The 17,652-nt window shown below is 69.8% G+C and carries 16 protein-coding genes; 3 read left to right on the top strand and 13 right to left on the bottom strand.

Translation table 11 applies throughout. The annotated features are described in order from the left end of the window. Positions 1-235: 235 nt before the first annotated feature. From ndk to JDV09_RS04845, 7 genes are all read right to left on the bottom strand, one after another. The gene (gene ndk, locus JDV09_RS04875; protein WP_221367986.1) at positions 236-646 is read right to left on the bottom strand and encodes a nucleoside-diphosphate kinase; all 411 of its coding nucleotides are present in this window, start codon (positions 644-646) and stop codon (positions 236-238) included. A 10-nt stretch (positions 647-656) separates the two neighbouring features. Next, positions 657-995: a DUF4233 domain-containing protein gene (locus JDV09_RS04870; protein WP_221368220.1), complete on the bottom strand. Its 339-nt coding sequence runs from the start codon at positions 993-995 to the stop codon at positions 657-659. Positions 996-1,057: 62 nt separating this feature from the next. Continuing rightward, the gene (folC, locus tag JDV09_RS04865) at positions 1,058-2,476 is read right to left on the bottom strand and encodes a bifunctional tetrahydrofolate synthase/dihydrofolate synthase (RefSeq protein WP_221367985.1); all 1,419 of its coding nucleotides are present in this window, start codon (positions 2,474-2,476) and stop codon (positions 1,058-1,060) included. Continuing rightward, positions 2,473-5,229, bottom strand: a complete 2,757-nt coding sequence (locus JDV09_RS04860; RefSeq protein WP_221367984.1) for a valine--tRNA ligase — start codon at positions 5,227-5,229, stop codon at positions 2,473-2,475. The genes folC and JDV09_RS04860 overlap by 4 nt, the downstream gene beginning before the upstream one ends. 55 nt (positions 5,230-5,284) lie before the next feature. Then, a complete protein-coding gene (locus tag JDV09_RS04855) occupies positions 5,285-5,908 on the bottom strand; it encodes a DUF937 domain-containing protein (RefSeq protein WP_221367983.1) in 624 nt (207 codons plus the stop codon). Between the two features lie 113 nt (positions 5,909-6,021). Next, on the bottom strand, positions 6,022-7,284 hold the full coding sequence (locus tag JDV09_RS04850) for a saccharopine dehydrogenase family protein (RefSeq protein WP_221367982.1): 1,263 nt from the start codon (positions 7,282-7,284) through the stop codon (positions 6,022-6,024). A 10-nt stretch (positions 7,285-7,294) separates the two neighbouring features. Then, positions 7,295-9,316 (bottom strand): S9 family peptidase, encoded by a 2,022-nt coding sequence (locus JDV09_RS04845; protein WP_221367981.1) that lies wholly within the window; start codon positions 9,314-9,316, stop codon positions 7,295-7,297. Between the two features lie 174 nt (positions 9,317-9,490). On the opposite strand from JDV09_RS04845, the gene JDV09_RS04840 reads away from it, so the two are divergent. Together JDV09_RS04840 and JDV09_RS04835 are read left to right on the top strand one after the other, a co-directional pair. Beyond that, positions 9,491-10,822: an ammonium transporter gene (locus JDV09_RS04840; protein WP_221367980.1), complete on the top strand. Its 1,332-nt coding sequence runs from the start codon at positions 9,491-9,493 to the stop codon at positions 10,820-10,822. Then, a complete protein-coding gene (locus tag JDV09_RS04835; protein WP_221367979.1) occupies positions 10,823-11,041 on the top strand; it encodes a hypothetical protein in 219 nt (72 codons plus the stop codon). A gap of 85 nt (positions 11,042-11,126) precedes the next feature. Here JDV09_RS04835 and JDV09_RS04830 read toward each other — a convergent pair whose 3' ends face one another. The 3 genes from JDV09_RS04830 to JDV09_RS04820 form a co-directional block, all read right to left on the bottom strand. Next, a complete protein-coding gene (locus JDV09_RS04830; protein WP_221368218.1) occupies positions 11,127-12,104 on the bottom strand; it encodes a heme-dependent oxidative N-demethylase family protein in 978 nt (325 codons plus the stop codon). An 11-nt stretch (positions 12,105-12,115) separates the two neighbouring features. Then, positions 12,116-13,000 (bottom strand): PDR/VanB family oxidoreductase, encoded by an 885-nt coding sequence (locus JDV09_RS04825; protein WP_221368219.1) that lies wholly within the window; start codon positions 12,998-13,000, stop codon positions 12,116-12,118. Between the two features lie 77 nt (positions 13,001-13,077). Next, positions 13,078-13,632, bottom strand: coding sequence for a dimethylamine monooxygenase subunit DmmA family protein (locus tag JDV09_RS04820; protein ID WP_221367978.1), 555 nt, complete (start codon positions 13,630-13,632; stop codon positions 13,078-13,080). A gap of 120 nt (positions 13,633-13,752) precedes the next feature. Between JDV09_RS04820 and JDV09_RS04815 the strand changes: the two genes are divergently transcribed. Further along, complete coding sequence (locus tag JDV09_RS04815; RefSeq protein WP_221367977.1) at positions 13,753-14,913, top strand: FAD-dependent oxidoreductase; 1,161 nt, start codon at positions 13,753-13,755, stop codon at positions 14,911-14,913. A gap of 9 nt (positions 14,914-14,922) precedes the next feature. Here JDV09_RS04815 and JDV09_RS27140 read toward each other — a convergent pair whose 3' ends face one another. From JDV09_RS27140 to mobA, 3 genes are all read right to left on the bottom strand, one after another. Continuing rightward, entirely contained in the window at positions 14,923-15,435 is a 513-nt protein-coding gene (locus JDV09_RS27140; protein WP_221367976.1) for a transglycosylase family protein, read from the bottom strand. Positions 15,436-15,669: 234 nt separating this feature from the next. Beyond that, positions 15,670-15,993, bottom strand: coding sequence for a transglycosylase family protein (locus JDV09_RS04805; protein ID WP_221367975.1), 324 nt, complete (start codon positions 15,991-15,993; stop codon positions 15,670-15,672). 1,046 nt (positions 15,994-17,039) lie between these two features. Continuing rightward, positions 17,040-17,642, bottom strand: a complete 603-nt coding sequence (gene mobA, locus JDV09_RS04800; RefSeq protein ID WP_221367974.1) for a molybdenum cofactor guanylyltransferase — start codon at positions 17,640-17,642, stop codon at positions 17,040-17,042. Positions 17,643-17,652 lie beyond the last annotated feature (10 nt).

The raw sequence follows: 17,652 nt of genomic DNA, 5'->3' as shown, positions 1-17,652 counted from the left end.
CAGTCGCTCCCGGACTTGTCATGGTCTCGCGCCGAGTGCTCCCTGGGGAACGGTCCCGGCGCCGGTCTGAATGATGGCTGGACGGTCTGCGCCGCACCGCGGGTAGCGATGGTCGCGCTCGTCGAAGTCTTCATCCGGGTGACTGGCCCGGGTTGTAAGGCCGGTCACCCGAACCCAGTATCCCACATCCCGGCAGCCGCTCGGAAAACGCGGCCCGCGGCGGGTCTGCGTGGCGCTACTGCCCGGGGAACCAGAGGTCGATTTCGCGGACCGCCGAGTCCGGCGAATCGGAGCCGTGCACCAGGTTGAACTGGGTCTCCAGGCCCAGGTCACCGCGGATCGTGCCGGGCGCGGCCTTCTCCACCGGGTCCGTCCCGCCGGCCAGCTGCCGAAACGCTGCGACGGCCCGCGGGCCCTCCAGGATCGCCGCCACGACGGGGCCGGACGTGATGAACTCCAGCAGCGACGGGAAGAACGGCTTGCCCTCGTGTTCGGCGTAGTGGGCGCGCGCAAGTTCGTCGCTGACGTTCTTCAGCTCCAGCGCGGCGATGGTGAGGCCTTTGCCTTCGATCCGGCTGAGGATCTCTCCGATGAGACGGCGCTGCACGCCGTCGGGCTTGATCAAAACGAGGGTCCGCTCGGTCACGGCCGTCAGCCTAGCCGGACGGGCGCTGCTGCCCGGGCAGTAGGCCACGCTTCTGCCTGCGCAGCACCTCGGCGCGTAGGTAGACGAGCAGCAGCCAGACGACCGTGAACAACAGTCCGATGAATCCCACCCCCGGGTAGACGACCCACCCGGCGATCAGCAGCACCTGCACACCGAGGTTCGCCCAGATCGCCCAGGACCGGCGCTGAATGCCGGCCATCAGCACCAGCAGCACGGCCACCCCGATCACGTAGGTCGCCGAAACGGGGGTCAGCCCGCCGCCCACCGCGCCTACCACGGGCAGGGCCAGCAGCACGACGATCGCCTCCAGGATCAGGGTGCCCGCCATCACGCCGCGGAAGCTCTTCCACGGATCGCCCGGCGCGCCGGGCGGTGGTTGCGTCGGCTCGCTCACGCCGGGTCCTTTCCGAACAGGGTGCGTGCCGCTCCCGCCGTCACCACCGAGCCGGTGATGACGATCCCGGCGCCGGCCATGCCGCCGGCCCCCTCGAGCTCGCCCGCCGACTCCTCCGCCAGCACCGTGGCGGTCTCGATGGCGTCCGCCAGCGTCGCCGCGGCGATCACCCGTTCGGGACCGAACCGCTCCTCGGCGCGCAGTGCCAGCGACGCGACGTCGAGGGCCCGCGGTGATCCGTTGTGGGTGACCACGATCTGGTCGAACACCGGCTCGAGTGCGGCCAGGATCCCGTCGACGTCCTTGTCCCCCATGACCGACAGCACACCGATCAGTGAGCGGAAGTCGAACTCCGCGGCCAGTGCCTGCGCGAGCGCGGCCGCCCCTGCCGGGTTGTGCGCAGCGTCGATGAAAACCGTTGGCGCGCTGCGCATCCGCTCCAAACGCCCGGGCGAGGTCACGGCGGCGAAGCCAGCCCGCACGGCGTCGATGTCCAGTTGACGGTCTGCGCCTGCGCCGAAGAACGCCTCCACCGCGGCCAGCGCGACCACGGCGTTGTGCGCCTGGTGTTCGCCGTGCAGCGGCAGGAACAGATCGGAGTACACCCCACCCAGGCCCTGCAGCTCCAGCAGTTGCCCGCCGACGGCGACCTGCCGGGCGAGCACCGCGAACTCGGAGTCCTCGCGAGCGACCGCGGCGTCGGCGCGCACCGCCTGGGCCAGCAGCACCTCCATCGCCTCGGGTGCCTGGCGGGCGAGGATCGCGACGGTGTCGATCTGCACCAGGTCGTCGGGCTGTCGGGTGATGATCCCCGCCTTCTCACCGGCGATCGCCGCGATCGTGTCCCCGAGGTAGTCGGCGTGGTCGATGCCGATCGGCGTGATCACGGCGACGGGAGCGTTGACCACGTTGGTGGCGTCCCACCGTCCGCCCAGCCCGACCTCGACGACGGCGACGTCGACGGGCGCGTCGGCGAACGCGGCGAAGGCCATCGCGGTGACCACCTCGAACTTGCTCATTCGCGGGCCACCTCCCGCCTCGGACTGCCGGTCCACCAACTCGACGAACGGCTCGATCTCGCGGTAGGTGTCGACGTAGGCCGCCGGGCTGATCGGCTGACCGTCGATGGAGATCCGCTCGACCGCCGACTGCAGGTGCGGGCTGGTGGTGCGGCCGGTGCGCCGGTGCAGCGCGGTCAGCAACGCATCGACCATCCTGGCCACCGAGGTCTTGCCGTTGGTCCCGGCGATGTGGATCGACGGGTAGCCCAACTGCGGGGAGCCGAGCAACTCCATCAGCGCCGAGATGCGCGCGGTGCTGGGTTCGATCTTGGTCTCCGGCCAGCGCTGGTCGAGCAGGTGCTCGACCTGCAGCAGGGCCGCGATCTCGTCGGGGGCGGGTTCGGCAGCGGTCATGCCAGGGCGGCCAGCCTCGCGGTGATGCGTTCGACTTCCTCCCCGGCCAGCTGCTTGCGGGCCCGGATCTTGTCGACCACCTCGGCGGGCGCCTTGGCCAGGAAACCCTCGTTGCCGAGCTTGCCGGTGGTGCCGGCGAGCTCCTTGTGCGCGGCGGCCAGATCCTTCTCCAGCCTGCGTCGCTCGGCGGCCACGTCGACGGTGCCCGAGGTGTCGACCTCCACCAGCACGGTTGCGTCCGACAGCCGCACCTCGACCGACGCCGACGGCGCGAAACCGTCACCGGGCGGGGTGAGCCAGGCCAGCGCCGTGATGGCCGGGACGTGCGCGTCCAGGCCGGCCGCCGAGACCTCCGACAGCCGGGCGGGCACCTTCTGCCGGTCGGCCAGGCCCTGGTCGCTGCGGAACCGCCGCACCTCGGTGATCAGCTTCTGCATATCGGCAACCCGCTGCGCGGCAAGATGTTCCACCGCGAAGCCGCTGGGACCGGGCCATTGCGCGATGACCAGCGACTCCACCTTCCCCGTCGCTTCGCTCGCCCCGGCCACCTTCCCCGTCGCTTCGCTCGCCCCGGCCACCTTCCCCGTCGCTTCGCTCGCCCCGGTCAGGGTCTTCCACAGCACTTCGGTGACGAACGGCATCACCGGGTGCAGCAGCTTCAGCAGGGTATCCAGGACTGCCGCCAACACCGCGGTGGTATGGGAAACACCGTCGCCGAGTTGGACCTTGGCCAGCTCCAGGTACCAGTCGCAGAACTCGTCCCACGCGAAGTGGTAGAGCGCCTCGCAGGCACGGTTGAACTCGTAGCCCTCGAACGCCGAATCCACTTCGGCGCGAACCTCTTCCATCCGACCCAGAATCCAGCGGTCGGCGTCGGTCAGCTCGTCGGCGGGCGGCAGCGGCGCCGGGCTGGCACCGTTGAGCAACGCGAACCGGGTCGCGTTGAACAGCTTGGTCGCGAAGTTGCGTGACGCGCGCGCGTGGTCTTCGCCGATCGACAGGTCGCCGCCCGGGCTGGCGCCGCGGGCCAGGGTGAACCGCAGCGCGTCGGCGCCGAACATCTCCACCCAGTCCAGCGGGTCGATGCCGTTGCCGCGCGACTTGCTCATCTTGCGGCCGTGCTCGTCGCGGATCAGGCCGTGCAGGAACACGTTCTCGAACGGCACCTGGGCACCGCGCGCGCCGTCGCCGGTGATGGCGGGATCCCCGGCGACGAACATCCCGAACATCATCATCCGGGCCACCCAGAAGAACAGGATGTCGTAGCCGGTGACCAGCACCGTGGTCGGGTAGAACTTGGCCAGCTCCGGGGTGTGGTCGGGCCAGCCCATCGTGGAGAACGGCCACAGCGCCGAGCTGAACCAGGTGTCGAGCACATCGGGGTCCTGCTCCCAGCCCTCCGGTGGGGTCTCGTCGGGACCAACGCACACGGTTTCGCCGTTCGGGCCGTGCCAGATCGGGATGCGATGCCCCCACCACAGCTGCCGTGAGATGCACCAGTCGTGCATGTTGTCCACCCAGCCGAACCAGCGGGGCTCCAGGCTGGCCGGGTGAATCACGGTGTCGCCGTTGCGAACCGCGTCACCGGCCGCTTTGGCCAGCGAGTCGACCTTGACCCACCACTGCAGCGAGAGCCGCGGCTCGATCGGCTCGCCGCTGCGCTCGGAGTGCCCGACGCTGTGCAGATAGGGTCGCTTCTCGGCGACGATGCGGCCCTGCTCGGCCAGCGCCTCGCGCACCGCGACCCGCGCCTCGAACCGGTCCATCCCGTCGAATCGCGTTCCGGTGTCGGCGATCCGGCCCTTGGTGTCCAGCATCGACGGCATCGGCAGCTGGTGGCGCATGCCGATCTCGAAGTCGTTCGGATCGTGGGCGGGTGTCACCTTCACCGCGCCAGTGCCGAATTCGGGGTCGACGTGGGAGTCGGCGACAACGATGATCCGCCGGTCCAGGAACGGGTGCGGCAGCGTCTGGCCGACCAGCCCGCGGTAGCGCTCGTCGTCGGGATGCACGGCGATCGCGGTGTCGCCCAGCATCGTCTCCAACCGGGTGGTGGCCACCACGATGTGGGGTTCGTCGTCGGACAGCGAACCGTACCGGAAGGAGACCAGTTCACCCTCGACGTCTTCGTATTTGACCTCCAGGTCGGAGATCGCGGTCTGCAGCACCGGCGACCAGTTGACCAGGCGCTCGGCCTGGTAGATCAGCCCGGCGTCGAAAAGCCGCTTGAAGATGGTCCGCACCGCGCGGGAGAGCCGGTCGTCCATCGTGAAGCGGTCGCGGCTCCAGTCCACCCCGTCGCCGAGCCTGCGCATCTGCCCGCCGATGGTGCCGCCCGACTCGTGCTTCCAGTCCCAGACCTTCTCGACGAACAGCTCGCGGCCGAAGTCCTCCTTGGTCTTGCCGTCGACGGCGAGTTGCTTCTCCACCACGGTCTGGGTGGCGATGCCCGCGTGGTCCATGCCGGGCAGCCACAGCACCTCGAAGCCCTGCATGCGCTTGCGCCGGGTCAGTGCGTCCATCAGTGTGTGATCCAGCGCGTGGCCCATGTGCAGGCTGCCGGTCACGTTGGGCGGCGGCAGCACGATCGAGTACGGCGGCTTGGCGCTGCCGGGATCGGCGGTGAAGTACCCCGCCCGCACCCAGCCCTCGTACAGCTCGGTCTCTACCGCGCCGGGATCCCACGACTTGGGCAGGGCGGCAAGGCCGGGTTCACCGTCAGCGGCTCGGTTGGCGATGGGCTGGGAGGTCACCGCGCCATTCTAGGAAGAAGCCGCGGACCACTTCCGGCGCCCCGACCGCCCGGCGCTATTTCTTCCCGCCCAGCAGGCCGCCCAGGATGTCGCCGAGGCCGCCGTTCTGGCCGCCGCCCAGAACGCTGCCCAGGATGCTGCCGAGCGGGTTGTTCCCACCACCGCCGACACCGGCACCACCGCCGAGGATGCTGCCGAGGATGTCGCCGAGCCCGCCCCCGCCGGCCGCCCCGGCCTGGGTGCCCGCGCCCGTGCCCGCGGGCGCCGGGCCCCGTTGGCCCAACTGCTTGCCGATGTAGGCGAGCACGATCGGGGCCAGTATCGGAAGCAGGCGCTTGATCAGATCGCTGCCGCCGGCCCCACCGCCTGCCAGCGCGGAAGCGACGGCGTCGCTGTCATTGCCGCCGAAGATGCGCGACACGATGTGGTCGCCCTGCTTCTCGTCGACCTGGTCGACCTGGACGCCGCCGTCCAGCAGATTGCTGGAACCCTGCTCGGCGACGGCGGACTCGAGCTCGGTCGAGTCGATTTCGTTCGACTCGACGTTCTCCGCCAGCCCGCCGACCAGTGCCGGGACCAAGGTCTTGATCGCGTTGTTCACCTCGCCCTGATCCGCACCGAGTCTGTTTGCGATGTCCTGTACCGGGATCTGCGCGAAGAGATCATCGAGATCTGCCATTGTGCCCACCTTCATTGTGGTTAGCCGCGAGGATTTCGCTGCGGGGTGTCACGTCCCTCCGCCGACACTAGTCCAATTCGATCGCGGCCAATAGGGTCTTCCGAGCCGCCGGATCAGGCCAGTCGCGACGTCTCGAATGCCACACCGGCAGCGGGGAACCGGTCGATCAGCGCATCCCCGATGGCCGCCGCCGGTGTCAGCACGCCGTACAGATCGTAGAGCTTGTCACGGTCCAGCGCCAGCGCCAGGCCGCTCTCCCCGAGCAGCACCGATGTGCCCTTGTACCCGGGGTCGGCCTGCTGGGACATCCGGGCGACGTAGCGGGCCCCGGCGGACGTCGTCGTGTAGGTCTCGACGCTGTAGTGGCCGTTCTCGCGGGCCTGCTCGCTGGGACCGGTACCCGGCTTGGGCAGCACGCGTTCGAGCACGTTGCGGGGCACCCGGTCGAGGAACCGGCCGCCGAGCTCCATCGTCGCGATGTTTCCCCCGGTGGTCATCGCCGCGGCCAGCGGCGCCAGCACCGAGCGCCCGAGGCTCATCTGCTCGGCGTACTCGAACCGCCTGCCGTAGGCGTAGTCCAGCAGCGCGTTGGAGCGCCGCACGATACGGGTGTTGGGGAGCGCCATCGCGAACGCGCCGACCCAGTACCCGTCCAGCTCGGGGGCGATGTCGCGCCCACGGCGCCACCGGGCGTCGCGCTGACCCCCGAGTTCGGGCTCGGCGGCGCGGTCCGGGCTCAGCGTGTAGGGATCGTTGAGCACGCGGCGCGCCTCGGGGTCGGCGGAGACCTCCCGGGCCAGCTCGACCATCGAGGCCACCGTGCCGCCCGACACCCCGCCCGCGAAACGCCGCACCACGAAGTTGGTGTCGCCGAGCTGGCCCGCGCCGTCCTGCTGGACCCGGCGGTACAACCCGAACACGGTCAGATCCGAGGGGATGGAGTCGAACCCGCAGGCGTGCACGATGCGCGCCCCGTTGTCGGCGGCCTGTTTGTGGTACTCGTCGATGCACCGCCGGATGAACAGCGGCTCCCCGGTGAGGTCGGCATAGTCGGTGCCCGCCGCCGCGCACGCGGCGACCAGCGGCAGCCCGTAGCGCAGATACGGCCCGACGGTGGTGACCACCACCCGGGTGCTGGCCGCCATCGCCGCCAGCGTGGAGGGCTGCGCGGCGTCGGCGACGATCAGCGGCCACGACTGGGCGTTCTCCCCCAGCGACTCGCGCACCGCCAGCAGACGCTCGGCGGACCGGCCGGCCAGCGCGATCCGCGCGGAGCCGCCCGCGGCGGCCAGGTATTGCGCCGTCAACTTCCCGGCGAATCCGGTCGCCCCGTAGACGACGATGTCGTGTTCGCGTTCGACCTGTCCGTCGCTCATGGACGCGACGCTACCCGAGGGTCTCGGGCAGCTCGACGTCCTCCCCGAGCACATGCCTGGACAGGAACGCGGTCACCACCTGGTACCAGATCTTGGCGTGTTGGGGGTTGAGCACCCAGTGGTTCTCCGAGGGGAAGCAGAGGAAGCGGTGCTCGGTGGCGCCGGAGTCGGTCGCGGGCAGCGCCGATCGGCTCAACAGCTCGTACCACAGCCGCAGCGCCTCCCCGATCGGTACCCGGTAGTCCTTGTCGCCGTGGATGACCAGCATCGGGGTGGCGATGTCGGCGACGAACCGGTGCGGTGAGTTCGCGGCCGCCATCTCGCCGGTCATCTCGCGGGCCCACCAGTAGGCCCCGTCGGTGGTCGGGCCGAACTGGTCGAGCGCCCACAGGCCGGCGTGCGTGACGATCGCGGCGAACCGGTCGGTGTGCCCGGCGATCCAGTTGGCCATGTACCCGCCGAACGAACCACCCATCGCCGCGGTGCGCGACCCGTCGACGCGCGGGTGCGCGCAGGCGGCGTCGGTGGCGGCCATCAGGTCGGTGTACGGCGCGAATCCCCATGCGCCCCAACCGCGCTGGATGAAGTCCTGACCGTAGCCCGTCGACAGTGCCGGGTCGGGCAACAGGACGGCGAACCCGCGCGCGACCATCAGCCACGGGTTCCACCGCCAGTGCCATGCGTTCCAGCTCGCGAGTGGACCGCCGTGGATCCACAGCAGCAGCGGTGCCGGATCCGCCGCATCGGGCAGCGCCAGCCAGGACCGCACGGTGTGCCCGTCGCCGGTCGGGGCGCTGACCTCAATGAGCGAGCCGGGCAGCGTGGGAAGCGGCACGCACGGCAGCGGAGTCACCGTCGCGGGGGCGCCGGCATCCATGTCGATCCGCACCGGGTGTGCGGGCGTCGAATACGAGCTGCGCAGTGCGAAGATCACCCCGCCGGGTGCGGTGCGTACGTCGGAGTAGGTGAAGTCGTCGGTGACGATCGGGCGCACCGCGCCGCTGACCGGGTCGACGCCGAAGACCGGGCCGCGACCATTCTCGTCTGCGGTGACGATGAGCCCCGATCCGTCGGCGGTCCACGTCACCGAGGTCGGCCACCGGTCCCACTCCCCGGTGAGCTCGACGGTCTCGGCTCCGAAGCGCTGCACGCACAGCGTGATCCGTGGGGCCCGGCGCGGGGTGGACAGGGTTTCGCGGGTGAACGCCACTGAAAGGCCGTCGGGCGAGACGGCCGGTGCGCCGAGGTCTGCGTCGGGGTCGTCGGCGATCGTGGTGCGCTGCCCGGTGGCCACCTCGATGCGCATCAGCGTGCTGCGGACCGCGGCGCCGGGCGCGGCGACGTTCCATGTCGTCACCGCGAAGGTGCCGTCGCGGCTGACGTCGAGATGCGCGTCGCGCAGCGCGGTCCCGGGATCCGGGGTCAGGTCGCGGTGCCGGTCGGCGTCCTCGCCCACCTCGAAGAGGTGTGCCTGCCCGGGACCGAGATCGTGATCCCAATGCCGGACCGGGTATCCGGTGTGCAGCACCGCGGAGATCTTGGCGTCCTTGCGCAGCGCCCGCAGCCGCCGGTCGTCGTCGAGATCGGTGGCCGAGGGCAGCCGGGAGGACACCACCAGCGTGGTGCGGGCCGCGCCGGCGGACACGGCGGCGTCGACCCCGCCGGGAAAGGACGCCGCCTCGACGGCTTCGCCGCCCTCGATGGGCAGCCGCCACAGCGACTTTCCCGCCTTCTCGCCGTCGTCCTCCCCGGCGGTCGGCCGGACGGCCAGGAACAGCAGGTCGCCGTCGGCGCTGAAGTGGGGTGCGGTCTCGCCCTTGCGGCCGTGGGTGATACGCCGGGCCGGCGCCCGCCCGGCCGGATCGAGCTCCCACACCGCACCGACGAACTCGCTACGGGCGTCGTCGAGTTGCGCGACGGTGGTGACGATACGGGATCCGTCGGGGGACACCGCAAGACCGCAAACCCTGGGCAACGCCAGAAATGCGTCGAGATCGTGAAACGGCGAGGGCGGTTCCGGTGCTGAGGCCATACGGATTTCGTAACACAGGGCTTCGGCTGACTTCACGCGGAATTAACGCCCCTTGACAGGCGGGACACATTCTCACAGTTAGCGTCAAGGCTCGTACACCGTCAGTACATCGAGAACACTGCGGATAAACGCGGTGGGCTCCAATGCCATCCCCAACCCAAGGCGGAGGTCCCCTTGACACCCGAAGTCGAGGACGCTCTTGCGTCCATGACCGCAGTCAACAACGAGTTCTTCTACTGGATGTCGATCGCGTTGATGATGCTCATCCACGCCGGCTTCCTGGCGTACGAGATCGGCGCATCCCGGTCGAAGAACGTCCTGGCCACGGCCATGAAGAACCTGTTGGCGTTCGCCACCATCGTGGCGTCGTTCTTCTTCGTCGGCTGGTTCCTCTACAACGCGATGCCGACCGGCTTCATCGAGTTCAGCGACGCCGCCAAGGCCGCGCTGCCGTGGAGCGAGAACATGGGCCCGAACACCGCGGACCCGGCCAGCGGCATCTTCTGGGGTGCGTTCGCGTTGTTCGCCGCGACCACCGGCTCCATCATGTCGGGTGCGGTGCTGGAGCGGATCCGCACCAGTGGGTTCCTGATCCTGACGGTGTTCGTCGGCTCGGTGGTATGGATCATCGGCGCGGCCTGGGGCTGGCATGGCGGTGGGTGGATGCTCACCAAGCTCGGCTTCCACGACGTCGGCGCGGCCGGCTGCGTGCACATGATCGCCGGGTTCGCCGCACTGGGCATTCTGATCAACCTCGGCCCGCGCATCGGGCGGTTCCTGCCCGACGGCACCGCGGTGACCATCCGGCCGCACAACCTGCCGCTGACGCTGCTGGGCCTGTTCCTGATCTTCACCGGGTTCTTCGGCTTCCTGATGGGCTGTGTGATCTACGGCCCCACCGGCTACGCCACCATCTACGGCAGCCCGACGACGTTGTCCGCCTTCGCGTTCAACACCCTGATGGGCCTGGTCGGCGGCATCATCGGGGCCTACGTGATGTCGCGCGGCGAGCCGTTCTGGACGATCTCGGGCGGCCTGGCCGGCGTCATCGCCTGTGCGGCCGGCCTCGACCTGTACCACCCGGCGCTGGCCTTCGTGATCGCCCTCGTCGGCGGCGGGTTGATCCCCTACATCGGCAAGCTGCTGGACAGGATGAAGATCGACGACGTGGTCGGCGCGGTCGGGGTGCACGGCGGCATGGGCCTGTACTCGCTCATCGTCGCGGGCATCTTCCTGGCCGGCTACCCCAACACCGATGGCAACCCGTCGATCTCGTTCTGGGGACAGCTGGTCGGTGCGCTGGTGTTCGCCGCGCTCGGCTTCATCCCGACCTACCTGCTGTCGCTGCTACTCAAGAAGGCCGGCCTGCTACGCATCCCGCCCGAGGTCGAGGAACAGGGCCTGGACCTCTCCGAGGTTCCCGCCACCCCGTACCCCGAGGGCATCCCGGTGACCGAGATGAAGGTCAACGGCGCCGTCATGGTCATCACCGAGGAGGTCAAGTAGATGTTCAGCCCGATCACCAGCTACGACGAGCCGGGAGTGGTCTTCACCTTCGGCGGCAACAGCTTCGGCACCTGGCTGTTCTTCATCCTCGCGGTGGTGTTGTTCATCGGGTTCTTCGTCCGGATGATCCAGCACGAGAACCACGCCTACAAGTCCATCATCGAGCACACCCCGGTCGAGAAGGGCCCGGCGGCCGAGGGTGAGCCACCCGTCTACTGATCCCCTGGCAGCGTAAATCGCCCGGATCCTGGTGGATCCGGGCGATTTCGCGTTGCGGCCTGGCGGGCGGGATTCGCGTGGTGCGTCAGCCGGCGTTGCGCAGGTAGTCCACCGCACGGTCGCGGTAGGCGATGATGCCCTTGTAATCGGCGATGTCGTCGGGCAGCTCGGCCAGCACCGTCGCCGCGCGTTCCCGCCACGGCGCGAACGCCGCGACGTCGGCCAGCGGCAGCATGTAGGTGCGGATCAGGAAGCAGATCGACCCCGACTCGGGCAGCCGGATCAGGTGCTGCACCTCCACCCGCAGATGCACCAGCCCGCCGAATTCGTCGTCGGCGACGGTCAGGATCATCCGTCGGTCCGGACCCCATTCGTGGTAGAGCTCGGTCGAAACATCAAGGCGCCGACCGATGGTCATGGTCCAGTTGGTGCGCCGATAGGTCTCCCCGGGCTGCAGCCGCAGCAGGAATTCCCGGGCCCTGGTGATCACGCCGGTCTCCCGCAGCCGCGGCACCGGGCCGTGGATCTCCAGGAACGTCATGCCGACGTCGAACCCGAACGACCAGTCCGCGGCGAACGTGACCACACCGGCGTCGCCGAACAGGTCGCCGTCGCGCTGGTCGAGCAGCACGATGTCCTCCTGCACCTGACCGGCGATGTAGGCCAGCGGCTCGGCGGGCAGCGTCGCGTCGTCGCCGACCGCGAAGTCCTGGATGATGCCCAAACGGTCATTGCGCCAACGCCACCCGGTCCCCTCGCGGGTCAGCGACATGGACTCCGGATAGGCCGACGCGAGCTCGCGCATCAGCGTCAGCATGGTGTCCCAGCAGGCCGGGCGCATATGCGGCAGCACCGCGTAGCGGGTCGGGTCGGCGGCCAGGATCTCGGCTCGCTCGGCGAGTTCGCGCTCGTATTCGCTGTCGACGTCGACCACCCGCTCGCCCCAGCGCCCGGCCGGCGTGTGCACCGCCGATCCGGCCGGCTCCACGTTGGTGCTGTAGCGGTACGTGTCGGCGGCGAACGGAAACGGGAAGGTCTCGATCAGGTCCGGTGCGGACAACAACCGCTCTGCACTCACAGGTTCAACTCCAAAGACTCTCCACCGGCGCGGGATACGCAGGCCATCATCGATTCGCCGGCCTGCTTTTCGGCGTCGCCGAGGAACAGGTCGCGGTGCGTGATCGCCCCGCGCGCCACCGGGATGCGACACTCCCCGCAGACCCCCTGCCGGCACAGGTTGGCGATGTCGTAGCCGCGGCTCTCCAACGCCTCCAGCAGCGACACCCCGGACTCGACGGTGAATTCCTCTCCGGTGGAGGCGATGTGCACGTCGAACGGCTCCCCCGGATCCAGTGCCGCGGAGCCGAAGTGCTCGATGTGCACCCGGCTCGCCGGCCACCCGAACCCGGCCGCCGCAGCGGTCACGGACTCGATGAACGACGCCGGACCGCACACATAGAGATGGCTGCCGAACGGCTGATCGGCCAGGGCGGCCATCAGTTCGTCGGTGAACTCCGCGCGCCGGGTGTGAATGGACGTGTGGTCGGCGAGTTCGCCGATCTGGTCGAGGTAGGCCCCGCGCCCGGGCCGGTGGATGTAGATCAGCCGGGCGTCGCGGCCCCACAGCCGCGCGCTGCGCAGGTGCGACACCATCGGGGTGATGCCGATGCCCGCCGCCACCAGCAGGTGGCGGCGGGCCCGCAGCACCGGCGCGAAGGCGCTGCGGGGCGGACGGGTGACGACGCTGTCACCCACCGCCAGCTCATCGTGGATCCACTGGGATCCGCCGGAACCGCCGGACTCCGGCGGGCAACGCAGCACCGAGATCACGTAGGCGGCCGGGGCGATCCCGTCCCCGGTCAGGGAGTAGGCGTTGGCGCGGCGCTCGGTCCCGCCGCACTCCACGACGATGTGGCTGCCGGGCGTGAACGACGGCAGCGGGGCGCCGTCGGGGTGCATCAACGTCAGGGTCCGGATGTCGTCGACGGAATCGTCGATCGCGGTGACGACCAGCTTGAGCGTGCCCCCGTCGCCGGTCACGACGCCCCCTGCCGGACGTCCTGCCGCTCGGCGTCCACCATGAAGCCCAGGTGCGCACCCTGGCGGCGGGAGACGTGGTAGTAGACCAGCAGGTTGCGCCCGCAGCCCGCGCACGGCACCACGTCCTCCAGCTGCACCGCGGCGCTGGTGACCGTGCGGCAGTGCACGCACTGCACCGAGCGCGAGGTCACGTCGGTGGAGGCGACGGTCATCTCGTCGTCGGCGACGCCCAGCGTCACCGCATGCGCCCGCAGCCGCAGGCACGCGTCCGCCGGCCCGGCCATCATCAGCCGCCAGCCGACCCGGGCGTCGGCCAGGTCGGCGCCCAGCGCGGCGCGGGCCGCGTCGTCGGCGCCGTCGGCGATCTCGTGCACCCGTGGCGCGGAGCCGGTCCCGGCGGCGGCGAGCTGCGCGCTCCAACGGTGTGCGACCCCGGCGCCGGCCGGGCCGAAGGCGATCACCGTCCACGATCGGCCGGTGGTGTCGGCATCGGGCCGGGTCGGCGTGGTCGCCCAGGGAGGCACGCTGGTCAGCTCGAGGGCAGGGCTCATTCACACCTTCCGGGTACACCTGTGGTTGACGGGGTTGCCCTTCAGGAAACCAGTTCCGCGTTTCGCGGATGTGACTTGGCTGTCTCGTCCACTTGACGGCAGCCCCGATACTGTCGCTGCATGGGCGCCCACATCACCGTCGTCGGCGCCGGTATCGCCGGGTTGGCCAGCGCGGTGGCACTGCGGGGCGCCGGCCATGACGTCACGGTGCTCGAGCAGCGCACCGACCTGTCCTCCGGAGCGGGCATCACCATCTGGCCCAACGCGCTGGCCGCACTGGACCAGATAGGCCTCGGCGACCCGGTGCGCGCGGCCGGCGGCCGGGTGACCGCCGGGGCGATCCGCTGGCACACCGGCGCCTGGCTGCGCAGGCCGTCGGCGCAGCGGATCGTCACCGCGCTGGGCGAGCCGCTGGTGGTGGTGCGCCGGTCGGTGCTGACCGACGTCCTGCGCGGGGCACTGCCCGCCGGGGCGGTTCACACCAAGGTGTCGGCGACCGCCGTGCACATCGCCTCGTCGGTGCGGATCTCGCTGTCGGATCAGCGGGTGCTCGAGGCCGATGCGCTGGTCGGCGCCGACGGCGTCGGGTCATTGGTGGCGCGCACCCTCAACGGGCCGCTGGCGAGCCGCTATGTCGGGTATACGGCGTGGCGCGGCGTCGCGGCGCACCGCCTGGATCCGGCGCTGGCCGGGGAGACGATGGGCCCGGGAACGGAGGTGGGCCACGTACCGCTCGGAGCTGACCACACCTACTGGTTCGCCACCGAACGCGCTCCGGAGGGGGCCGAGGCCCCGGGCGGGGACCACGCCTATCTGAGCGCCAAGCTGGCCTCGTGGGCGGACCCGATCCCGCGGTTGATCGCCGCCACCGACCCGGCGGATCTGCTGCGCAACGACCTCTACGACCGGGCCCAGCCCGAGCACTGGTCGCGCGGGCCGGTGGTGGTCGTCGGGGACGCGGCCCACCCGATGCGGCCACACCTGGGCCAGGGCGGCTGTCAGGGCCTCGAAGACGCGGCGATCCTGGCGCGCTTCGTCGAGTTGTCGGCCGACCTGCCCACCGCGTTCGACCGCTTCGGCGCCTTCCGCCGGCGCCGGGTCCGTGCGCTGGTGCGGGAGTCGGCGATGATCGGCCGGATCGTGAACCTGCGCCCGGCCCTGCTCAGCGGCGCGGCCAGCAGGGCGACGGCATTGATTCCGGAGCGGGCGGTGACCCGCCACCTGGCCGCGATCGCGGCGCGCTCGGCGTTGCGGTTGCCGGGTCCGGCCGACGCGCGCTGAACGGTGCGATCAGCGTGCGACGCGGGGGGTCAGCAGCGCGGTGCACATCTTGCGCAGGTCCAGAACGCCACCGAACACCGAGGTGGGCATGTTCGCGCAGCCAGCGGCGGGGGTGCGGCCGGTGCTGGCCGGAACCGCGACCGGGGTCGCGGTGCTCGGGGTGCCCCAGACCTCGGCGGCCAGGCCCTTGGCGCCGCACTTCGGCCACGCCTTGATGCCCTGGGTGCGCAACACGTTCTCGGCCACCCGGATCTGCTCGGAACGCGGGGCCGCCGCCGGGTTGCCCACGCCGCCGTTGGCGGACCAGGTCGCCTGCTTGAACTGCAGGCCGCCGTAGTGGCCGTTGCCGGTGTTGATCGCCCAGTTACCGCCCGACTCGCACTGCGCGATCGCGTCCCAGTTGACGGAGTCGGCGTGCGCGGTGGCGGTGGCACCGTCCAGCAGCGCCATCGGGACGACGGCGAGCGCGCCGGAGATGGCGGTGGCGACCACCCCCTTGCTGACAACCTCACGAACGTTCATCTCTGCGGTCCTTCCCCGACCGTTGTGACCCAAGGCCCGCGTGGTGCGTTGCACGCTGCGGTTATCCGGTTCTTCGGGTGACCGACATCACCTGTTACGCAGGAGACGAAAGTTTTAATCGTTACTTATCTGGTGTAAGAGGCCTCTGAGACGCGACGGTCGGGCGGGCGGAAACGCAGAGACGGTGCCGGCCTGCGCCGGCACCGTCTCTGTCAGGTGTTTCTCGGGGTGAGGTCAGCCGCGACGGCCGCAGCTCGGCCACGCGCCGATGCCCTGGCTCTGCAGCACGTTCTCCGCCACCCGGATCTGCTCCTCGCGGCTGGCGTTGTGCGGCATGCCGGAGCCGCCGTTGCCGCGCCAGGTGCCCAGCGAGAACTGCAGCCCGCCGTAGTAGCCGTTACCGGTGTTGATCGCCCAGTTGCCGCCCGACTCGCACGCCGCGACGGCATCCCAGTTGACGCTGTCCGCATTCGCGGTACCAGTCGCCAGGGCCATCGGCGCAACTGCCAGCGCGCCGGCGATGGTGGCCAGCCCAAACTTCTTGCGGATGTTCTTCAACGTCGATCCTTTCGCCGAACGCGCGCCATCGACCCCCGCGCGGACACGCGGGTTCAACGCCTGAAGTCAGGCGGCCTGGTCGGGTCGCACCGTCTCGGTCGGGTGCGACTGGGGAGGTCTCGATCGCCTCACCGGGTCCGGGACCCGGTGGCCGCCACAGGCTCATCGGCCTGCCGCAGCCCCACACACACGCTGGTTCGTGGTTTTTGGATTATTTGCTCCATGCGAAGCTGCTAGCGACGGTACAAAGCCGATCACGCAAAGTCATATCGGTGAAGAACATGTCGCGGTCAGATCACGGAATGATCACGGCCGTCACGAAATGGCGTCGTTGCAGGTCAGCCGCGGGATTGACGAGACCGTCGCCTAATACTCCCCGGCGGATGAAAGTGAGGCAAATCACCAGCTTTTTGTGAGCTGAGCCACGCCCGGTAGCAGCGATCTCGCGTCGGTCCGCCCGAAAAGCCCTGCCCAGGGGCATGAATGCCACCGCACCGGTGCACCGGTGCCCAGTGGGTTCGCTGAACGCGACGTCGCGCGAGACAGCCGGCCATCGCACGACTCCTGTTGCCGCAGATGACTTTCAGATCACCGAACCGGGGCTGGGAGGGCCACCCCGCCGCCCGCCAACTCCCCACACTTGCCGTGGGGTGAGCGCGAAATATCCTCTACCGCAGAAGATTTAGCACACTCCGCGGAGATCGACGACGCTGGGCCGGGACCCCTACGCAGGTCGATGCGAGCGATACCCGCCACTTGGACGGCCCGGCGGCACAACAGGGGCCGATATCTCGCCATTCCCGGCACCGGGCTGGCGCAAAATGCGGACCCAATCATGCTGGAATTGATCCCTTTTCGTGCTTGCCGTGGATCGAATCGGTTGTGCCCCAAAACTATTCAAGACACTGGGGAGCCGTTGCGGCACGCCTACCCGCACACCATTCACCGGGTACCCACCGCTTATCACGTTGAAACAAACGCGCAATCCCGGACAGGGAATTCGACGCGAACAAATTCGAATTTCGAATTTTGGATTCGTGAATTTGCTAGCGCAATCGGGGTGGGGACATGGCCGCCAATTCGTCGGCGGTGTTGACGTTGGCCAGCGCGGGCTGTTCGGGCATCACGATGCGCTGGGTGTCGACGCTGTCGACCAGGGCGCGCATGCTGCGGGCACCGCCGTCGACCAGGGCGTCGATGTGGGTGTGCAGCGCGGTGCGGTAGATCCCCGCCAGGTAGTGGTCGCGCCCGTCCCATGCCAGCACGACATCGGCGCCCAGCCGCTGGGCCGGGCCGGCCAGCACATCGATCAGGTCGGTAGTCAGTCGGGGCATGTCCACCGCGCAGACGAACGCATGGGACAGACCCGCGTCGGCGGCGGCCCGCAACCCCCGCCCGGTGGCGGGTAGCGGGCCCGCACCGCGCACGTCGTCGCGCAGGATCACCGCGGGCACCTCCGGCAGCGCCTGGCCGGGGGCGGCGACCACGAACACCGGCGCGCACCGCGCGCCGACCACCGAGACCACCCGCTCCAGCATGGTGGTCGGTCCGGCACCGTCGTCGATCCGCAGAGTGGCCTTGTCCCGGCCCATCCGGCGGGATTCCCCACCGGCCGGCACCACCGCGGCCAGGGGCAGCGAGTTCGTCACATCGGTGACG

The sequence above is a fragment of the Mycolicibacterium xanthum genome, assembly GCF_019710635.1.
GTDB lineage: Bacteria > Actinomycetota > Actinomycetes > Mycobacteriales > Mycobacteriaceae > Mycobacterium > Mycobacterium xanthum.
This window is presented reverse-complemented; position numbering and strand designations above follow the sequence as displayed.